This is a genomic window from Cellulomonas sp. KH9 (assembly GCF_900114185.1).
GTDB lineage: Bacteria > Actinomycetota > Actinomycetes > Actinomycetales > Cellulomonadaceae > Cellulomonas.
Genome location: NZ_FOSE01000001.1, coordinates 951,977 through 968,165, shown reverse-complemented (window position 1 = coordinate 968,165; position 16,189 = coordinate 951,977). Strand labels below are relative to the sequence as shown.

Genomic DNA, 16,189 nt, shown 5'->3' with positions numbered 1-16,189 from the left:
TCGTAGCGTGCGGACCATGACGCTCAACCCGCCGCACCGGCTGCTCATGGGGCCCGGCCCGATCAACGCCGACCCGCGGGTGCTGCGTGCGATGTCCGCGCCGCTGGTGGGGCAGTTCGACCCGGTCATGACCGGGTACATGAACGCGACGCAGGAGCTGTACCGGGGGGTGTTCCGCACCGGCAACGAGGCGACGCTGCTGGTCGACGGCACGGCCCGCGCGGCGATCGAGGCGGCGGTGGTGTCCCTCGTGGAGCCCGGGGACCGCGTGGTCGTCCCGGTGTTCGGCCGGTTCGGGCACCTGCTGGTGGAGATCGCGCGCCGCGCCGGCGCCACCGTCGAGACGGTCGAGGCCCCGTGGGGGGAGGTCGTCGACCCGCAGCGCGTGGCCGACGCGGTCCGGAGGCACCGGCCGCGGCTCGTCGCGGTCGTCCACGGCGACACGTCCACGACGATGCGCCAGCCGCTGGCCGAGATCGGTGCGGTCTGCGCGGAGCACGACGCGCTGCTGTACGTGGACGCCACCGCCTCCCTGGGCGGCAACGAGCTGCACACCGACGCCTGGGGGCTCGACGTGGTGACCGCCGGCCTGCAGAAGTGCCTCGGCGGCCCGTCGGGCAGCGCGCCCACCACGCTGTCGGACCGCGCCCGCGACGCCGTGCGCGCCCGGCGGCACGTCGAGGAGGGGCTGCGGACCGACGAGGACGAGCCCCGTGGTGCGGTCATCCGCTCCAACTACCTCGACCTCGCGCAGATCCTCGACTACTGGGGTCCTCGCCGCCTGAACCACCACACCGAGGCGACGTCGATGCTGTACGCCGCGCACGAGTGCGCGCGCGTGCTGCTGGAGGAGGGCCTGGACGACGCCGTCGAGCGGCACCGGGTGGCGGGCGCCGCGATGCTGGCGGGGGTGCGGGGCCTGGGGCTGGAGGTCTTCGGCGACACGGCGCACCGGATGCACAACGTGGTGGCCGTGGAGGTGCCGGACGGCGTCGTCGCGGACGCGGTGCGCGCGGCGATGCTCGACGACTTCGCGATCGAGATCGGCACGTCGTTCGGCCCCCTGCACGGTCGGGTCTGGCGCATCGGGACGATGGGCGTCAACGCGCGCAAGGACGCGGTGCTCACGACCCTCGCGGCGCTGGAGCACGTGCTGCGGGGTCTGGGCGTGGCCGTCGCCGCAGGTGGCGGCGTCGACGCGGCGCAGGCGGTGTACGCCGCGTGACGACGGCCGAGGTCGTGCTCGCGCGTTGCGACGCGCTGGCCGCGTGCACCGACCGCCCGGGACGCCTGGACCGTCAGCACCTCACGCCGGCGCTGGCCGCGGCCCACCGGCTGACCACCGGGTGGATGACCGGGGCCGGGCTGCGCACGTGGCGCGACCAGGCGGGCAACCTGTGCGGGCGCGTCGAGGGCCGCGAGCCGGGGCTGCCGGCGCTGCTGCTGGGCTCGCACCTCGACACCGTCCCCGACGCCGGCCGGTACGACGGCATGCTGGGCGTGCTCATGGCCGTCGCGGTGGTCGAGCGGCTGCGGGACGAGGTCGCGACGTGGCCGTGCGCGCTGGAGGTCGTCGGGTTCACCGACGAGGAGGGCGCCCGCTTCGGCACCGCGCTCATGGGCTCGCGCGCGCTGGCGGGCACCTGGGACGACACCTGGTGGGCCCTGCGGGACGCGGACGGGACGACGCTGGAGCAGGCCGCCCGCGACTTCGGGCTGGACCCCGCGCTCGTGGGTACCGCGGCACGCCGACCGGCAGACCTGGTCGCGTACCTCGAGGCGCACATCGAGCAGGGGCCGCTGCTGGAGGAGGCCGACCGGTCGCTGGGCGTCGTCACGACCATCGCGGGCGCGCAGCGCTTCCGGGTCGAGGTCGTCGGGGAGGCCCGGCACGCGGGCGGCACGCCGTACCCCCGGCGGCGGGACGCGCTCGTCGGGGCCGCGGAGGCCGTGGTGCTGGTCGAGCGCACCGTGCGGGACTCCGGAGCCATCGCGACGGTCGGGCAGATCGAGGTCGAGCCGGGCGCCGTCAACGTCATCCCGGGCCGTGCCGTCTTCACCGTGGACCTGCGCGCGGCGACGGACGCCGAGCGGGACGCCATGCGCCGCACGCTGCTGACCGGCATCACCGCGGTCTGCGCGGCCCGCGGGCTGACCGTGCACGTCACCGACTTCTACGAGGCGCCCGCGACGCCGTGCGCGGCGCGGCTGCGGGACGCGCTGCGTGAGGGTGTCGCCGCCACCGGCGACACCGACCCGCTGGACGTGTGGAGCCGCGCGGGCCACGACGGCATGGCCGTGTCGGCGGTGACGGACGTCGGCATGCTGTTCGTCCGCTGCCGCGACGGCATCAGCCACCACCCGGACGAGGAGGTCCGCGCGGTCGACGTCGCCGCGGGCCTGGACGCGCTCACCACCGCCGTGCGCGCGGTCGCGACGCGCACCGGGACGCCCGCCGGGGTCCGGGCATGACGACCACCGCACCGAGCCCCACGCCCGCGGCCCTCACCCCCGACCACGCCTCCCCCGCCGGGCCGGACGTCGACGGCCTGCGTCTCGACGAGCGCGTGGCCGCCCGCTACGCGGACCTGCCGCCGCAGGAGCGCCGCGGCGCCGACGTGCTGCTCGAGCACTTCGGTGACCTCGCGACGTACTCCGCCGCGGAGCTCGCGGCCCTGGCCGGGGTGTCCAAGGCGACGATGAGCCGCCTGTTCCGCAGCCTGGGGTTCGACGACTTCACGCAGGTGCGCGAGCACCTGCGTCGCCTGCGGGGCCACGGCCTGCCCGTGACGCTGGCCGCCGCACCGGACCTCGACGCGCACGCCGACGCGGACGGGGTGGCCGTGCGGGCGGCCGTCGCGGCGCTCGCCGTGCACCTCGACGCCGTGGCCGACCTGCTCGCCCACGCCCCGCGCGTCGTCGTGGTGGGGCTGCGCAACAGCTACCCGGTGGCGCTGCACCTGCGCCAGCAGCTCATGCAGGTGCGGCCGCACGTGACGCTGCTGCCGCAGCCGGGCCAGTCGTGGTCCGAGGACGTCGTCGACCTGTCGCCGCAGGACGCGGTGGTGCTGGTGGCGTTCCGCCGCCGGCCGCCGGGGGTGCGGGCGCTCGCCGAGCGGCTGCGCGCGGCCGGCACGCCGGTCGTGCTGCTGGCCGACCCCACGGCGCGGGCCCTGGCCGCGCACGCCACGTGGTGGGTGGAGTGCCCGGTGCAGGCGCGCGGTGCGTTCGACTCGTACGCGGCGGCGTCCTCGGTGGTCGCGGCGCTGGCCGACGCCGTCCTGGCCCGGCGGGGCCGCACGGGTGAGCAGCGCGTCACCGCCATCGACTCGGCGTACCGCACGCTGGGTGAGGTCGAGGCCCGCTGATGGACCTCGACGTCGCCTCCCTGCGCCGGGCCCGCACGCGCGCCGACCTGCGCCTCGCCCCGGGCGAGCAGCTGCTGGCCGGTGGGACGTGGCTGTTCTCCGAGCCGCAGCCCGGGGTGACGGGTCTCGTGGACCTCACCGCGCTCGGCTGGGTGCCCGTGGAACGCGCCGGCGACGGGCTGCGGGTCGCGGCCACCTGCACGGTCGAGCAGCTGGCCGCGTACGTCCCGGACCCGGCGTGGACCGGGTGGCCGCTCGTCGCGGGGTGCGTGGACGCGCTGCTCATGTCCTTCAAGGTGCAGGCGCAGGCGACCGTGGGTGGGAACGTCGCGCTCGCGCTCCCGGCCGGCGCCATGACGGCGCTCCTGGCGGCGCTCGACGCGGTCGCGGTGGTCTGGGCCGCGGACGGCACGGACCGCCGGGAGCCGGTCGCCGACCTCGTCGTGGGCCCCGGTCGCACGACGCTGGCGCCGGGTGAGGTCGTCCGCGCCTTCGACGTGCCCGGCCACGCGCTGCGCGCCCGGACCGCGGTGCGGCAGATCTCGCTCACGGCCGTCGGTCGCTCGGCGTCCCTGGTGGCCGCGCGGCGCGACGAGGACGGGACGCTGACGCTGACGGTGACGGCGGCGACACCCCGACCGGTGCAGCGCCGGTTCACGGGCCCGCCGACGTCGTCGCAGGTCACCGACGCACTGGCCGGCCTGGAGTGGTTCGACGACCTGCACGGCGCGCCCGACTGGCGCCGCGCCGTCACCACGCTGCTCGTCGACGAGGTGCTGGCGGAGGTGACCGCATGAGGGTCGACGGTCAGGACGTCACCGCCGAGCCCGCCCCCGGCCAGTGCCTGCGCACCTTCCTGCGGCAGGCGGGGCACGTCGCGGTGAAGAAGGGCTGCGACTCCGGGGACTGCGGCGCGTGCACCGTGCTGGTCGACGGGCAGCCGCGGCACTCGTGCCTGGTCCCGGCGGTGCGCGCGGTGGACTCCGAGGTGACGACCGCCGCCGGGCTCGGGACACCCGACGCGTTGAGCCCCGTGCAGGAGGCGTTCGTCGACGCGCAGGGCTTCCAGTGCGGGTTCTGCACCGCCGGCATGGTGGTCACGGCCACCGCGCTGGCCGACGAGGACGGGCACGTGCACCTCGACGAGGACGGGCTGGTCCGCCGGCTCAAGGGCAACCTGTGCCGGTGCACGGGGTACCGCGCGGTGCGCGACGCCCTGGCCGGGAAGTCGAACGTCGTGCGCGAGGGGGGTGTCGGGGACCCCGTGGCGGCTCCCGCGGGCCGGCGGATCGTGTGCGGGCGCGAGCCGTTCACGCTGGACGAGACGCCGACCGGTCTGCTGCACCTGGCGGTGCTCGGCGCGCCGCACGTGCACGCCCGGGTCCTGTCGATCGACACGACCCGCGCGCAGGCGCTGCCCGGTGTGCACCTGGTGCTGACGCACCGCGACTCCCCCGACGTGCTGTTCTCGACGGGCCGGCACCAGCACCGCACGGACGACCCGGACGACACCCGCGTCCTGGACGACGTCGTGCGGTTCCACGGGCAGCGGGTGGCCGCGGTCGTCGCGGACTCCGTCGCCGTCGCCCGGGCTGCGTGCGCGCTGATCGACGTGACGTACGAGCCCCTGCCCGCCGTGCTCGACCCCGAGGAGGCGCGCCGGCCAGGTGCGCCGCTCGTCCACGGCGACAAGGACGCGGTCACCTCCCGCATCGCCGACCCGTCCCGCAACGTCGTCGCCGCGAGCCACGGTGAGGTCGGCGACCTGGCCGCGGCCCTGGCGGCGTCCGCGCACGTGGTGCGGGGCACGTGGCGCACGTCGCGGGTGTCCCACGCGGCGCTCGAGACGCACGCGGCCGTCGGGTGGCTCGACGACGACGGCCGGCTCGTGGTCCGCACCAGCACGCAGGTGCCGTTCCTGGTGCGCGAGGAGCTGTGCCACCTGTTCGGGCTGGACCGCGAGCGCGTGCGGGTCGTCGCGGCGCGGGTCGGCGGCGGGTTCGGCGGCAAGCAGGAGCTGCTCACCGAGGACCTGGTGACCCTGGCCGTGCTGCGCACCGGGCGACCCGTGCAGTACGAGATGACCCGTGAGGACGAGCTCACGCTGGCGCCCTGCCGGCACCCGGTGCGCGTCGAGGTCACGCTGGGCGCCGACACCGACGGGCGGCTGACCGCGATGCACCTGGACGTGCTGTCGGACACCGGCGCGTACGGCAACCACGGGCCGGGTGTGCTGTTCCACGGCATCCACGAGTCCGTCGCGCAGTACCGGTGCCCGGTCAAGCGCGTCGACGCCGAGGCGGTCTACACGCACCAGCTGCCGTCGGGGGCGTTCCGCGGGTACGGGCTGGGGCAGGTGCTGTTCGCGCTCGAGTCGGCGGTGGACGAGCTGGCGCGCGAGGTCGGGCTCGACCCGTTCGAGATGCGGCGGCGCAACGTCGTGCGGCCGGGTGACCCCTTCCTCGTCAACCACGCCGACACGACGACCGACCTGGGCTACGGCGTGCGAGAGCCGGGCGACGACACCCCGTCGTACGGGCTCGTCGAGTGCCTCGACCTCGTGCAGGACGCGCTCGGCACGACACGGGCCGGTGACGCCGTCGCGGTCCCGGCCGGTGACCGGTGGCGGGTGGGCGAGGGGGTGGCGGTCGCCATGATCGCGACCATCCCGCCGCGCGGGCACCACTCGACCGCGACCGTCTCCGTCGACGCGTGCGGGCGCTACGAGGTGGCGGTCGGCACCGCCGAGTTCGGCAACGGCACGTCCACCGTGCACGTGCAGCTGGTCGCCACGACGCTGGGCACCACGCCGGACCGCGTGCGGCTACGGCAGTCGGACACCGACCGCGCCGGGTTCGACACCGGGGCGTACGGGTCGACAGGGTCCGTGGTGGCGGGGCGCGCGGTCGCGCAGGCGGCGGCGCTGCTGCGCGAGGACCTGGTCGCGGCGGCGCGGGCGGTGGCCGACGGCGCGTCGGGAGCGTGGAGCGACGTGGCGGCGAGCGGCGCGGCGCCGGGCGACGCGGCGGGTGCGGGGGTCTGGGCCGGCGCCCCCGCCGACGACGTCACGGTCGTCGTCGGCGCGGACGGCGTGCGCGTCGGCGACCGCCTGGTGACGTTCACCGAGCTGGGCCCGCGGTCCGCGGAGGGCTCGCACCACGGCAGCCCGCGGTCCGTCGCCTTCAACGTGCACGGGTTCCGCGTGGCCGTCGACACCGCGACCGGCACGGTGCGGATCCTGCAGTCCGTGCAGGCCGCCGACGCGGGCGTCGTCCTCAACCCCGAGCAGCTGCGCGGGCAGATCGAGGGCGGGGTCGCCCAGGGCATCGGCTCGGCGCTGCAGGAGGAGACGGTCCTGGTCGACGGGGTCGTGACGTCCCGGACGTTCCGCGGCTACCGCGTCCCGCAGCTGGCCGACGTCCCGGCGACCCGCGTCCTGCTCGCCCGCACCCGCGACGGCCTGGGCCCGCACGGCGCGAAGTCCATGAGCGAGGCCCCGTACAACCCGGTCGCCCCCGCGCTGGCCAACGCGGTGCGCGACGCGCTGGGCGTGCGCCCGCACGAGATCCCGATGACGAAGGACCGGGTGTGGCGGCTGGCGCGGGGGGCGGCAGCGTCCTGAGGCACTGGTGTCACGACGGTGACCGTCGGCCCGTCGGTACGCGTCACGGCCGGTCGTCACCAGAACCATGTCCGTCAGGGCGTCACCGAGCAGCTCCTTGAGCCAGAGCAGGTGGCGGACGTCCCGGGCGGTGGGCGCGGCCGTCGTCGTGACCTCGACGGCGACCAGCCGCCGCCTGCGTCCTTCGACGTGGAGGTCGACCTCGTGCTCGCCGCCTCGGGTGCGCAGGTGCGAGACGCGGCCGTCCGCCGCCTGCGCGAACACCCGGAGCGTGAGTGCCACGAGAGACTCGACGAGCCCGCCGAGCAGCGTCCCGTCGCGTTGCACCTCGACCCGGCCGTCGTCCCCGCGGACCAGCGCGTCCGGTGCTCGACGCGATGCACCACGCGTTCATCCCCGCCCACGGTCTGCGCCCGACGGGCACGCACCACGAGATCTACCTGAGCGACGCCCGTCGCACGGCGCCCGAGCGACTGCGCACGATCCTGCGTCAGCCGGTCGAGTCGTCGTGACGGATCGCTCGATGCCGCCGGCGACCGTCCCTCTCGTCCGCGACGCCCGGCCGGCGGACGTCGCGGCGGGTCAGCGGCCGTGGAGCGGGCCGGTCGTCGTCGACAGGGGCCGGGCCGTCGCTCCGTGCCGCGTCGTCACGAGCTCCGCCAGGATCGACAGCGCCGTCTCGGCCGGCGTCGAGCCGCCCAGGTCCAGGCCGATCGGTGAGCGCAGCCGCGTGAGCGCCGCACCGCTCACCCCCGCCGCCCGCAGCGCCTCGACGCGCCGGTCGTGCGTCGTGCGCGAGCCCATCGCCCCGACGTACCGTGCCGGCGAGGCCAATGCCGTCACCAGCGTCGGGACGTCGACGCGCTGGTCGTGGGTCAGGACGACGACCGCGTGCGCGGCCGTCAGCGGGTGCGCCGCGAGCCAGCGGTCGGGCCAGTCGCGGACGACGGCGTACGCGTCGGGAAACCGTTCCTTGGTCGCGAACAGCGGGCGCTGGTCGAGCACGGTCACGGCGTACCCGCACGCCGCGGCGAGGTGCGTGAGCGCGACCGCGTGCTCGCCCGCGCCGACGACGAGGAGCGGGTGGGCGGCGGGCGTCCGCAACGTGACCAGCGGCTCGGCGGTGGCGGCACGGCCGTCGTCGGCGGGCTCGGGGCACGCCGCCTCGGTGGCCCACGCGCCGCCGTCGGCGTCGAGCACGACGCACGCGTCCAGGCCCTCGGCGGCGCGGCGCACCTGGTGCAGCGCACCGGCCGGCAGCGCGGACACCTCGTGGACCAGCACGGTGATCGTGCCGCCGCACATCAGGCCCGGCTCACCCAGGTCGTCGTCGATCCCGTAGGACGTCACGTGGGCCTGCCCGCCGTCCAGCACCGAGCGGCACCGCTCGACGAGGTCCGCCTCGACGCAGCCGCCCGACACGCTCCCCGCCACCGTGCCGTCCGAGCCGACGACGAACGACGCGCCCACGCCACGCGGCGCGCTGCCCTCGACGCGCACGAGCGTCGCCGCCGCGACGCGCTGGCCGGCGTCGAGGCGACGGCAGATCTCCGCGGCCTGGTCGAGCATGCCTGCGACGCTACGAAATGATTGTTTCGAGAACCGGCGCGCGGGGGTAACGGTGCCGAAACAGCCGGGTCGGACGATCGACGGCAGGACAACGAGAGGACCTGCCATGTCGATCGTCGTGGACCCCGTCGCCGGCACCGCGCACCACGCCGCCTCCCCGCCCGACGTCGACGCGCGGACCGACGTCGACGCCCGCTGGCTGGCACGCGCCGTGGATCTCGCCACCGCCAACGTCGCCGAGGGCGGCGGACCGTTCGGCGCGGTGGTCGTCGCGAGCGGCGTCGAGGTCGCCGTCGGGCAGAACCGCGTGACGCGGGACCTGGACCCCACGGCGCACGCCGAGGTGCAGGCCATCCGGGCCGCGTGCCGCGCCGCGGGGACGTTCGCGCTGGACGGCATGACGCTCTACACGTCGTGCGAGCCGTGCCCCCTGTGCCTGGCCGCGTGCCTGTGGGCGCGGCTCGACCGGGTCGTGTTCAGCGCCGACCGCGAGGACGCCGCCCGCGGGGGGTTCGACGACTCCGCCTTCTACGAGCTGTTCGCCCGGGACCGGGCGACCTGGGACCGCACCCGCGTCGTCGGGCGGCGCCTGCCCGGGTCCACCGACCCGTTCGACGCGTGGCTGGCCCACACGGCACGCACCTCGTACTGAGCGCGGCACCCCGGCGACGACGGCCCGAGACCGAACCGTGACCCCGGCCGGGTGCACGTTTACACCCGGGACACAGCGCCGCACCCGGGCCGACACGACCCGTCCGTAGCGTCACGCCCCGCAACGTCCGTTTCACAGCATCTGCGTCCTACCGCCCGTCCCCCGCCGTGCCGGCGAGCAGCGATCGCACGGTGCCACTGCGCGAACCCCCTCGCGCCCGTTCCCGATGGAGTGCCGATGACCCTCCCCCCGCACCCCCGCACCCGTGGTGCCCGCCGTGCCCGCGTGGCCGCCGCGGGCGCCGCCCTGGCACTCGTGCTGGCCGCCTGCTCCTCGGGCGCCGACGCCGAGGCGGGCGACGACGGTGAGAGCACCGACCTCGGCGCGATCACGGTCCAGCTCTCCTGGATCAAGAACGCCGAGTTCGCCGGTGAGTTCTTCGCGGACAGCAAGGGCTACTTCACCGACGCCGGGTTCTCCTCGGTCACGCTCAACGCGGGCCCGGGCGCGACCGAGTCGATCGTGCTCTCCGGCGGGGCCGACTTCGGCCTGTCCAACGCCGTGTCGGTGGGCCAGGTCGTGGCGGAGGAGGACGCGCCGCTGAAGATCGTCGGTACCACGTTCCAGAAGAACCCGTTCACGATCCTGTCGCTGGCCGACGGCGGGAACATCGCCACCCCCGAGGACCTCAAGGGCAAGCGCATCGGGGTGCAGGCCGGGCCCAACGAGGCGCTGTTCGACGCGCTGCTCGCGATCAACGAGATCGACCCGTCCGAGGTCACCAAGGTCCCGGTCGAGTACGACCCGTCCCCGCTGGTCAACGGCGAGGTCGACGGCTTCCTCGCGTACGTCACCAACGAGTCCATCACGGTGGAGGCCGAGGGCAACGCGGTGACGAACCTGCTCTTCGCGGACAACGGCCTGCCGTTCGTCGCGGAGTCCGTCGTGACGACGGACGAGATGATCGCGAACGAGCCGGAGAAGGTGAAGGCCTTCCTCGCCGCCGAGATCCGCGGCTGGAAGGACGCCGTCGCCGACCCGGAGGAGGGCGCGCGGCTGGCCGTCGAGGAGTACGGCGCCGACCTGGAGCTCGACCTGGCCAAGGAGGTCGCGCAGGCGACGATCCAGATCGACCTCATCGTCACCGACGAGACGACGACGAACGGCCTGTTCACGATCTCCGACGCGCTGATCGCGCAGAACCTGACGACGCTCGCGGCGGCCGGCATCGAGCTGGAGGCCGAGGACCTGTTCGACCTGTCCCTGCTGACGGAGCTGCTCGAGGAGCAGCCCGACCTCGCGAAGTGAGACGTCCGTGACGGATGTGCAGCACGACGCCGGTGCCCGGCGGACCCCCGCGGGTCCGCTGGGCACCGGCGTGCGCCTCGACGGCCTGGGCAAGACGTTCACGTCCGGCCGTCGCCACGTCACCGCGCTGCAGGACACGACCCTGTTCACCGACAAGGGCAGCTTCCTGTCGCTGCTCGGGCCGTCGGGGTGCGGCAAGTCGACGATCCTGCGGATCCTGGCCGGGCTGGAGGAGCCCACGACGGGCTCGGCGCTCGTCGAGGGACGCACCCCCGTGGAGCTGCGCGCGGAGCACGCGCTCGGCATCGCGTTCCAGGACTCGGCGCTGCTGCCGTGGCGCAGCGTGGTGGCCAACATCCGGCTGCCGTTCGAGGTCGCCCGGACCCCGGTGGACGACGCGCTCGTCGCCGACCTCGTGCGGCTCGTCGGCCTCGAGGGGTTCGAGAAGGCCAAGCCCGCGCAGCTCTCCGGCGGCATGCGGCAGCGCGTGTCCATCGCCCGGGCGCTGGTGGTGCAGCCGTCGGTGCTGCTGCTCGACGAGCCGTTCGGCGCGCTGGACGACATGACCCGCCAGCGCCTCAACCTCGAGCTGCTGCGCATCTGGACCGCGAAGCCCGCGACGACGCTGATGGTCACCCACGGCATCGGCGAGGCGATCTTCCTGTCCGACCAGGTCGCGGTGATGAGCCCGCGACCCGGCCGGGTCAAGGAGGTCCTGCAGGTCGACCTGCCGCGACCGCGCACGCCGGAGATGATGCGGACGCCGGAGTTCCACGCGCTGCACGACCACGCGTCCGAGCTCCTGTTCGGCGGTGCCGCGGCGCCGGAGGGCGGGGCGTGAGCGCCGCCGCGGACGTCGCGCCCGGCGACGCGGCGGGCGGCACGGCGACCAGCACCGCACCCGGCGGCACGGCACCCGCCGCCGCCCCCGCGACGACCAGCGGTGCGCGGCGGCTCGCGGGTCTCGGCCGTCGGGCCGCCCCCGGCGCGGCCGGCGTCCTCGGCATCGTCGCGGTCTGGTGGCTCGGCGCCGTCACCGTGCTCGCCGACAGCACCCTGCCCACGCCCCTGGGCGTGCTGCAGGGCTTCGCGGCGGACGGCGTGGGCTTCTACGTGACGCACCTGTCGGTCACGCTCCAGGAGGCGGTGCGGGGCTTCGCGGTCGGCAACGGCCTGGCCCTGCTCCTCGCCTCGCTGGTGCTCCTCGTCCCCGCGCTCGAGCGGCTGATCATGCAGGTCGCGGTCATCAGCTACTGCCTGCCGCTCGTCGCGATCACCCCGATCCTCTACATCGTCATCGGCCCGCCGCCGTCCGGTGAGCCGTCCGGCACCGCCGTCGTGCTCGCCGCGCTGTCGGTCTTCTTCACCACCGTCGTGGGCGCCGTGCTCGGCTTCCGGTCCGCGGACCCCGCGAGCCTCGACGTCGTCACCGTCTTCGGCGGTGGGCGCTGGCAGCAGCTGGTCCGCGTCCGGCTGGTCGCGGCGCTGCCGGGCATCATCGGCGCCCTGCAGGTCGCCGCGCCCGCCGCGCTGCTCGGCGCGATCCTCGGCGAGTACATCGGCGGTGTCGACCGGGGCGTCGGCCCGGCACTCGTCAACGCCGGGCAGTCCCTGAACGCCGAGCGGGCGTGGGGCATCGCGCTCGTGTGCGGCCTGGTCGCCGGCGCGGGGTACGGGCTGTTCGCGCTGCTGGCGCGCCTCGTCACCCCGTGGGCCGGCGGACGCGAGGGGGGTGCGTCGTGACGGCGCCCGCCACCGCACCGGTCGTGCCCGAGCAGCCCCGCCGGGCTCGCGCGCACCCGGCCTGGGGCCGCGTGGGCCGCGTGCTGCTCGACGCGACCGCCACCACGGTCGTCGTCCTGGTCGCGTGGGTCGCGCTGCTCGCCGTGCTCGACGTGTCCCCGTACGTCGGCAAGGGTCCCGCGCAGGTGTGGGAGTACCTGGTGAGCGACCCCGACGCCGTCGAGCACCGCACCGAGGTGCTGGCGCTCCTGGGTCGCACGCTGACCGACGCGTCCATCGGCTTCGTCACCGGCATGACCGCTGCGCTCGTGCTGGCCGCGGCCATGGTGCTCTCGCGCACCGCCGAGGGCGCGATCATGCCCGTCGCGATGCTCTTCCGGTCCGTGCCCCTCATCGCGCTGGCACCGGTGATCGTCCTGCTCGTGGGGCGGGGCGTCGCCTCGGTCGCGGTGATGAGCGGCATCGTCGTGCTGTTCCCGGCGCTCGTGACGATCGTGCTGGGGCTGCGCTCCGCGTCGCCGCAGATGCGTGACGTCGTCACGGTCCTGGGCGGCGGGCCGCGCACGGTGCTGCGGCTCGTGCAGCTGCCCGCGGCCCTGCCGGCGGTGTTCGCGGCCGTGCGGATCTCGGTGCCCGGGGCCATCACCGGTGCCCTGATCGCCGAGTGGCTGGCCACGGGCGGGGGCATCGGGTACGGCGTCGTGTCAGCCGTCGGGCGGGCGCAGAACACGAAGGTGTGGGCGCTGGTGGTCGTGGTGACCGTGGCGTCGCTCGTGCTGTACACGCTCGCGCAGCTGCTGGAGCAGTGGGTCCTGGCGCGGTTCGGACCGGCGGCGGGGCGTGCCTGAGCACCTGCTCGGGCTCGTCCTGGCCGCCGGGGCCGGGACCCGCATGGGCCGACCCAAGGCGCTGTGCGTCACCGACGGCGTGCCGTGGCTGCACCGGGCCGCGGACGCGCTGCGCGGCGGCGGGTGCGCGGGCGTGCGCGTCGTGCTCGGTGCGGCCGCGGACGACGCCCGCGCGCTGGTGCCGGTCGGCGCCGACGTCGTCGTCGCCGGCGACTGGGCGTGCGGCATGGGCGCGTCGCTCGCCGCGGGGCTGTCCGGCCTGGACGCCTCCCCCGCCACGGCGGTCGTCGTCACGCTGGTCGACCTGCCGGACCTCGACGCGCGCGCCGTGTCCCGGGTGGCCGCCGGACCCGTCGGCCCGGGCGACCTGCGCCGCGCGACCTTCGGGGGCGTGCCCGGGCACCCGGTGCTGCTCGGCCGGGACCACTGGGCCGCCCTGCGGCGGTCGCTCGCCGGCGACGCCGGTGCCCGCGACTACCTGCGCACCCACCCGCCGGTGACCGTCGACTGCACGGGCCTGCCCGGCGGGACGGACCGCGACACCCCCGGCTGAACGCGCGATCCAGCGCCTGTCCGTCCCTCCCGCTACGCTCGCGCAGGTCAGGGTCCTCGTCCCCGATCCGCGGAGCGTCATGGCCGACCAGCAGCCCGTCGACCCGTCGCGCGGCGCGCCGCCACGCAGCGGGCCGCCGCGTGCGCGGCACGCCCGGCCTGCCGCGTTCTTCGACCTCGACAAGACGATCATCGCGACGTCGTCGGCGACGGCCTTCTCCCGCGGCTTCCTCGCCGAAGGGCTGCTGACGCGCCGCTCCGTCGTCGCGTCCGCGTACGCCCAGCTCGCGTACCTGCTGGGCGGTGCCGACGAGACGGCGACGGAGCGCCTGCGGGCGCAGCTGTCGCGCACCGTGGTGGGCTGGGACGTCGACCTCGTGTCGGCGGTGGTCCGCGAGACCCTGCACCAGTCCATCGACCCCACGGTGTACGCGGAGGCGGTCGAGCTCATCAGCGCCCACCAGGCAGCCGGGCGCGACGTCGTGGTCGTGTCGGCATCCGGCGCCGAGGTCGTCGAGCCGATCGCCGAGATGCTGGGTGCGGACGCCGTCGTCGCGACGCGCATGGCCGTGGCCGACGGCCGGTACACCGGCGAGATCGACTTCTACGCCTACGGCGAGAACAAGGCCGTCGCGATCCGCGAGCTGGCGGAGACCCGCGGCTACGACCTGGCCACCAGCTTCGCGTACTCGGACTCCGTGACGGACGTCCCCATGCTCGCGGCCGTCGGGCGGGCGCACGTCGTCAACCCCGACCGCGCGCTGCGCCGCATCGCCGAGGAGCGCGGCTGGGAGGTCCTCGCCTTCCGTCGCCCGGTGCCGCTGCGCCGGCTCGACACGCAGGTGCGCGTGACCACCGGCGCCGTGCTCACGGGGCTCGCCGCGGCGGCCGTCGCGGTGTGGTGGTGGCGCCGACGGCGACGTCCCGCGTGACGGTCCGCGGTTCTCACCATGCGGCCAGGGAGCGCCGCTGACCTGGGAGGACACCCGTGGGGGTTGCAGCCGCCCCGTGGGCGGGTATAGGACACCACCTGAAGGACCGCGGGAGCACCCACGCGCAGGATCGCCCCCCTAGGGCGGGTCGACCGGGCTGGTCCCGGAGCGACCGAGAGGTTGCACGCATGATCACTCCCGCGGTCCTCACCCTCGTCGACGGACCGCCTGCCCCGGACGTCGCTCAGGCGCCCGACGGGCCGGTCGCCCGGCGCCCCGCCAGGACCTCGTCGGCCACGCCGCGCGCGACCTGCGCGCCCCGGACCACGGCCCCGGCGTACGCCACGACCCAGGCCGCGACCGCGTCGGGGTCGCCCGCCGCGTAGCGCGCCGCACCCGCGAGGTACACCGGCGGTGCCTCCTGCCACACCACCTCCGGCAGCACCGTCCCCGTGGGGTCCAGCCCTGCGCGCACGGTCAGCAACCGTGCAGCCGCGCGGGCGACCACGCCGTTGGCCGCGGCGAACGGCCGGACGGCCAGCAGCTCGCCGTGCACGACCGCCACGGCCACGAGCGCCGGCGCCCGCGTGGCACCGGCGTCGGCGAGCACGGCCGCGGTCCGCGCCGACGCCAGGTCCGGCGGCGGCGCCGCGCCCAGACCGCGCAGGTCCCCCGGGGCCCCGGTGCGCGGCCTGCCCACCAGGTCCGCCGGCAGCAGGTCCGCCGCCGCGGCCGCGTGCAGCCGCGCGAGCACCTGCGGCAGCGGCGCACCCGGGGCGCCACCGCGGGCCCCCAGCGCGGGCAGCTGCGAGTCCACGACACCCTGCGCCCGCAGCGCACCCGCTGCGACCGCCTCCGCACCGCCCGTCGGCGCCGCCGTCCCGGTGTCCCAGGCCCGCACGGCCGCCACGCCGACCGGCGCCCCGTCGAGCGCCGCCGACGCCGCCGCGGCGCGCAGACCGGCCTCGGCCCGCACCTCGCGCCACCGCCGCCGGAAGGCCTCGTGCCAGCGCAGCTCCTCGCACGCCGCGCGCGCCGCGGCCACGGCGTCGGTCACGCCGGGCAGGTCGACCAGGCCCGCGAGCGGGTCGTCCCCCCGACGGCTCACGCGGTGAACTCGGCCTCGCCCCGCGCCGGCAGCGCCGCCGCCACGCGCGCGGCCATGTCCGGTGCCATGGGCGGCAGGTCGTCCAGGTCGAACCAGCGCGCGTCGGTGTTCTCGCCGTCGGCGGGGAACGGCTCGCCCGAGACCCAGCGGCAGCGGAACGTCAGGTCGAGGTACTGGGACCGGTCACCGTTGGCGTAGACGACCGGGCCCACCACGCTCACCTGCGCCAGCCGCTCGGCGACGGCCTCCACGTCGGCCTCCTCGCGGACCTCGCGCAGCGCAGCGACGGCCGGCTCCTCGCCCGGGTCGACGATGCCCGTGACGGGCGTCCACTCCCCCGTGTCCGCGCGGCGCACCAGCAGCAGCGCCGGACGCGGGCCGTCGTCCCGCAGCACGACAGCGGTCACCCCCGGCATCCAGAGCAGGTCGTTCCCGACGCGCTCGCGCAGGGACAGGACGTAGGGCGGGATCGACACCCGGCGATGCT

General features: G+C 75.9%; 16 protein-coding genes. 13 read left to right on the top strand and 3 right to left on the bottom strand.

Annotation, left to right across the window (positions count from 1 at the left end):
- The first annotated feature begins 16 nt into the window (after window positions 1-16).
- From BMZ16_RS04350 to BMZ16_RS19180, 6 genes are all read left to right on the top strand, one after another.
- Entirely contained in the window at window positions 17-1,225 is a 1,209-nt protein-coding gene (locus BMZ16_RS04350) for a pyridoxal-phosphate-dependent aminotransferase family protein (protein WP_255366349.1), read from the top strand.
- Window positions 1,222-2,472, top strand: coding sequence for an allantoate amidohydrolase (locus tag BMZ16_RS04345; RefSeq protein ID WP_089798312.1), 1,251 nt, complete (start codon window positions 1,222-1,224; stop codon window positions 2,470-2,472). Before BMZ16_RS04350 ends, BMZ16_RS04345 begins: the two co-directional genes overlap by 4 nt.
- The gene (locus tag BMZ16_RS04340) at window positions 2,469-3,368 is read left to right on the top strand and encodes a MurR/RpiR family transcriptional regulator (protein WP_089798311.1); all 900 of its coding nucleotides are present in this window, start codon (window positions 2,469-2,471) and stop codon (window positions 3,366-3,368) included. The genes BMZ16_RS04345 and BMZ16_RS04340 overlap by 4 nt, the downstream gene beginning before the upstream one ends.
- The gene (locus tag BMZ16_RS04335) at window positions 3,368-4,165 is read left to right on the top strand and encodes an FAD binding domain-containing protein (protein ID WP_089798310.1); all 798 of its coding nucleotides are present in this window, start codon (window positions 3,368-3,370) and stop codon (window positions 4,163-4,165) included. Before BMZ16_RS04340 ends, BMZ16_RS04335 begins: the two co-directional genes overlap by 1 nt.
- Complete coding sequence (locus tag BMZ16_RS04330) at window positions 4,162-6,990, top strand: molybdopterin-dependent oxidoreductase (protein ID WP_089798309.1); 2,829 nt, start codon at window positions 4,162-4,164, stop codon at window positions 6,988-6,990. The genes BMZ16_RS04335 and BMZ16_RS04330 overlap by 4 nt, the downstream gene beginning before the upstream one ends.
- Window positions 6,991-7,355: 365 nt before the next feature.
- A complete protein-coding gene (locus tag BMZ16_RS19180) occupies window positions 7,356-7,502 on the top strand; it encodes a hypothetical protein (RefSeq protein ID WP_369822491.1) in 147 nt (48 codons plus the stop codon).
- Window positions 7,503-7,572: 70 nt separating this feature from the next.
- Here the strand turns inward: BMZ16_RS19180 and BMZ16_RS04320 are convergent, their stop codons facing one another.
- Window positions 7,573-8,559 carry an XdhC family protein gene (locus tag BMZ16_RS04320; protein ID WP_089798308.1) on the bottom strand — a complete coding sequence of 329 codons (987 nt, stop codon included), beginning with the start codon at window positions 8,557-8,559 and terminating at the stop codon, window positions 7,573-7,575.
- A 106-nt stretch (window positions 8,560-8,665) separates the two neighbouring features.
- On the opposite strand from BMZ16_RS04320, the gene BMZ16_RS04315 reads away from it, so the two are divergent.
- The 7 genes from BMZ16_RS04315 to BMZ16_RS04285 all read left to right on the top strand — a co-directional run bounded on the left by BMZ16_RS04315 (window position 8,666) and on the right by BMZ16_RS04285 (window position 14,594).
- Window positions 8,666-9,211, top strand: a complete 546-nt coding sequence (locus BMZ16_RS04315) for a nucleoside deaminase (protein ID WP_089798307.1) — start codon at window positions 8,666-8,668, stop codon at window positions 9,209-9,211.
- 237 nt (window positions 9,212-9,448) lie between these two features.
- Complete coding sequence (locus BMZ16_RS04310; protein ID WP_089798306.1) at window positions 9,449-10,519, top strand: ABC transporter substrate-binding protein; 1,071 nt, start codon at window positions 9,449-9,451, stop codon at window positions 10,517-10,519.
- 7 nt (window positions 10,520-10,526) lie between these two features.
- Window positions 10,527-11,360, top strand: coding sequence for an ABC transporter ATP-binding protein (locus BMZ16_RS04305; RefSeq protein WP_177199581.1), 834 nt, complete (start codon window positions 10,527-10,529; stop codon window positions 11,358-11,360).
- Window positions 11,357-12,262, top strand: coding sequence for an ABC transporter permease (locus BMZ16_RS04300; RefSeq protein ID WP_089798304.1), 906 nt, complete (start codon window positions 11,357-11,359; stop codon window positions 12,260-12,262). The genes BMZ16_RS04305 and BMZ16_RS04300 overlap by 4 nt, the downstream gene beginning before the upstream one ends.
- On the top strand, window positions 12,259-13,110 hold the full coding sequence (locus tag BMZ16_RS04295) for an ABC transporter permease (protein WP_255366348.1): 852 nt from the start codon (window positions 12,259-12,261) through the stop codon (window positions 13,108-13,110). The genes BMZ16_RS04300 and BMZ16_RS04295 overlap by 4 nt, the downstream gene beginning before the upstream one ends.
- The gene (locus BMZ16_RS04290) at window positions 13,103-13,663 is read left to right on the top strand and encodes a nucleotidyltransferase family protein (RefSeq protein WP_089798303.1); all 561 of its coding nucleotides are present in this window, start codon (window positions 13,103-13,105) and stop codon (window positions 13,661-13,663) included. Before BMZ16_RS04295 ends, BMZ16_RS04290 begins: the two co-directional genes overlap by 8 nt.
- A 79-nt stretch (window positions 13,664-13,742) precedes the next feature.
- Entirely contained in the window at window positions 13,743-14,594 is an 852-nt protein-coding gene (locus tag BMZ16_RS04285; RefSeq protein ID WP_089798302.1) for an HAD family hydrolase, read from the top strand.
- Window positions 14,595-14,838: 244 nt separating this feature from the next.
- Here the strand turns inward: BMZ16_RS04285 and BMZ16_RS04280 are convergent, their stop codons facing one another.
- A complete protein-coding gene (locus BMZ16_RS04280) occupies window positions 14,839-15,702 on the bottom strand; it encodes a Fic family protein (RefSeq protein ID WP_089798301.1) in 864 nt (287 codons plus the stop codon).
- The gene (locus BMZ16_RS04275; protein ID WP_089798300.1) at window positions 15,699-16,178 is read right to left on the bottom strand and encodes an NUDIX hydrolase; all 480 of its coding nucleotides are present in this window, start codon (window positions 16,176-16,178) and stop codon (window positions 15,699-15,701) included. Before BMZ16_RS04275 ends, BMZ16_RS04280 begins: the two co-directional genes overlap by 4 nt.
- Window positions 16,179-16,189 lie beyond the last annotated feature (11 nt).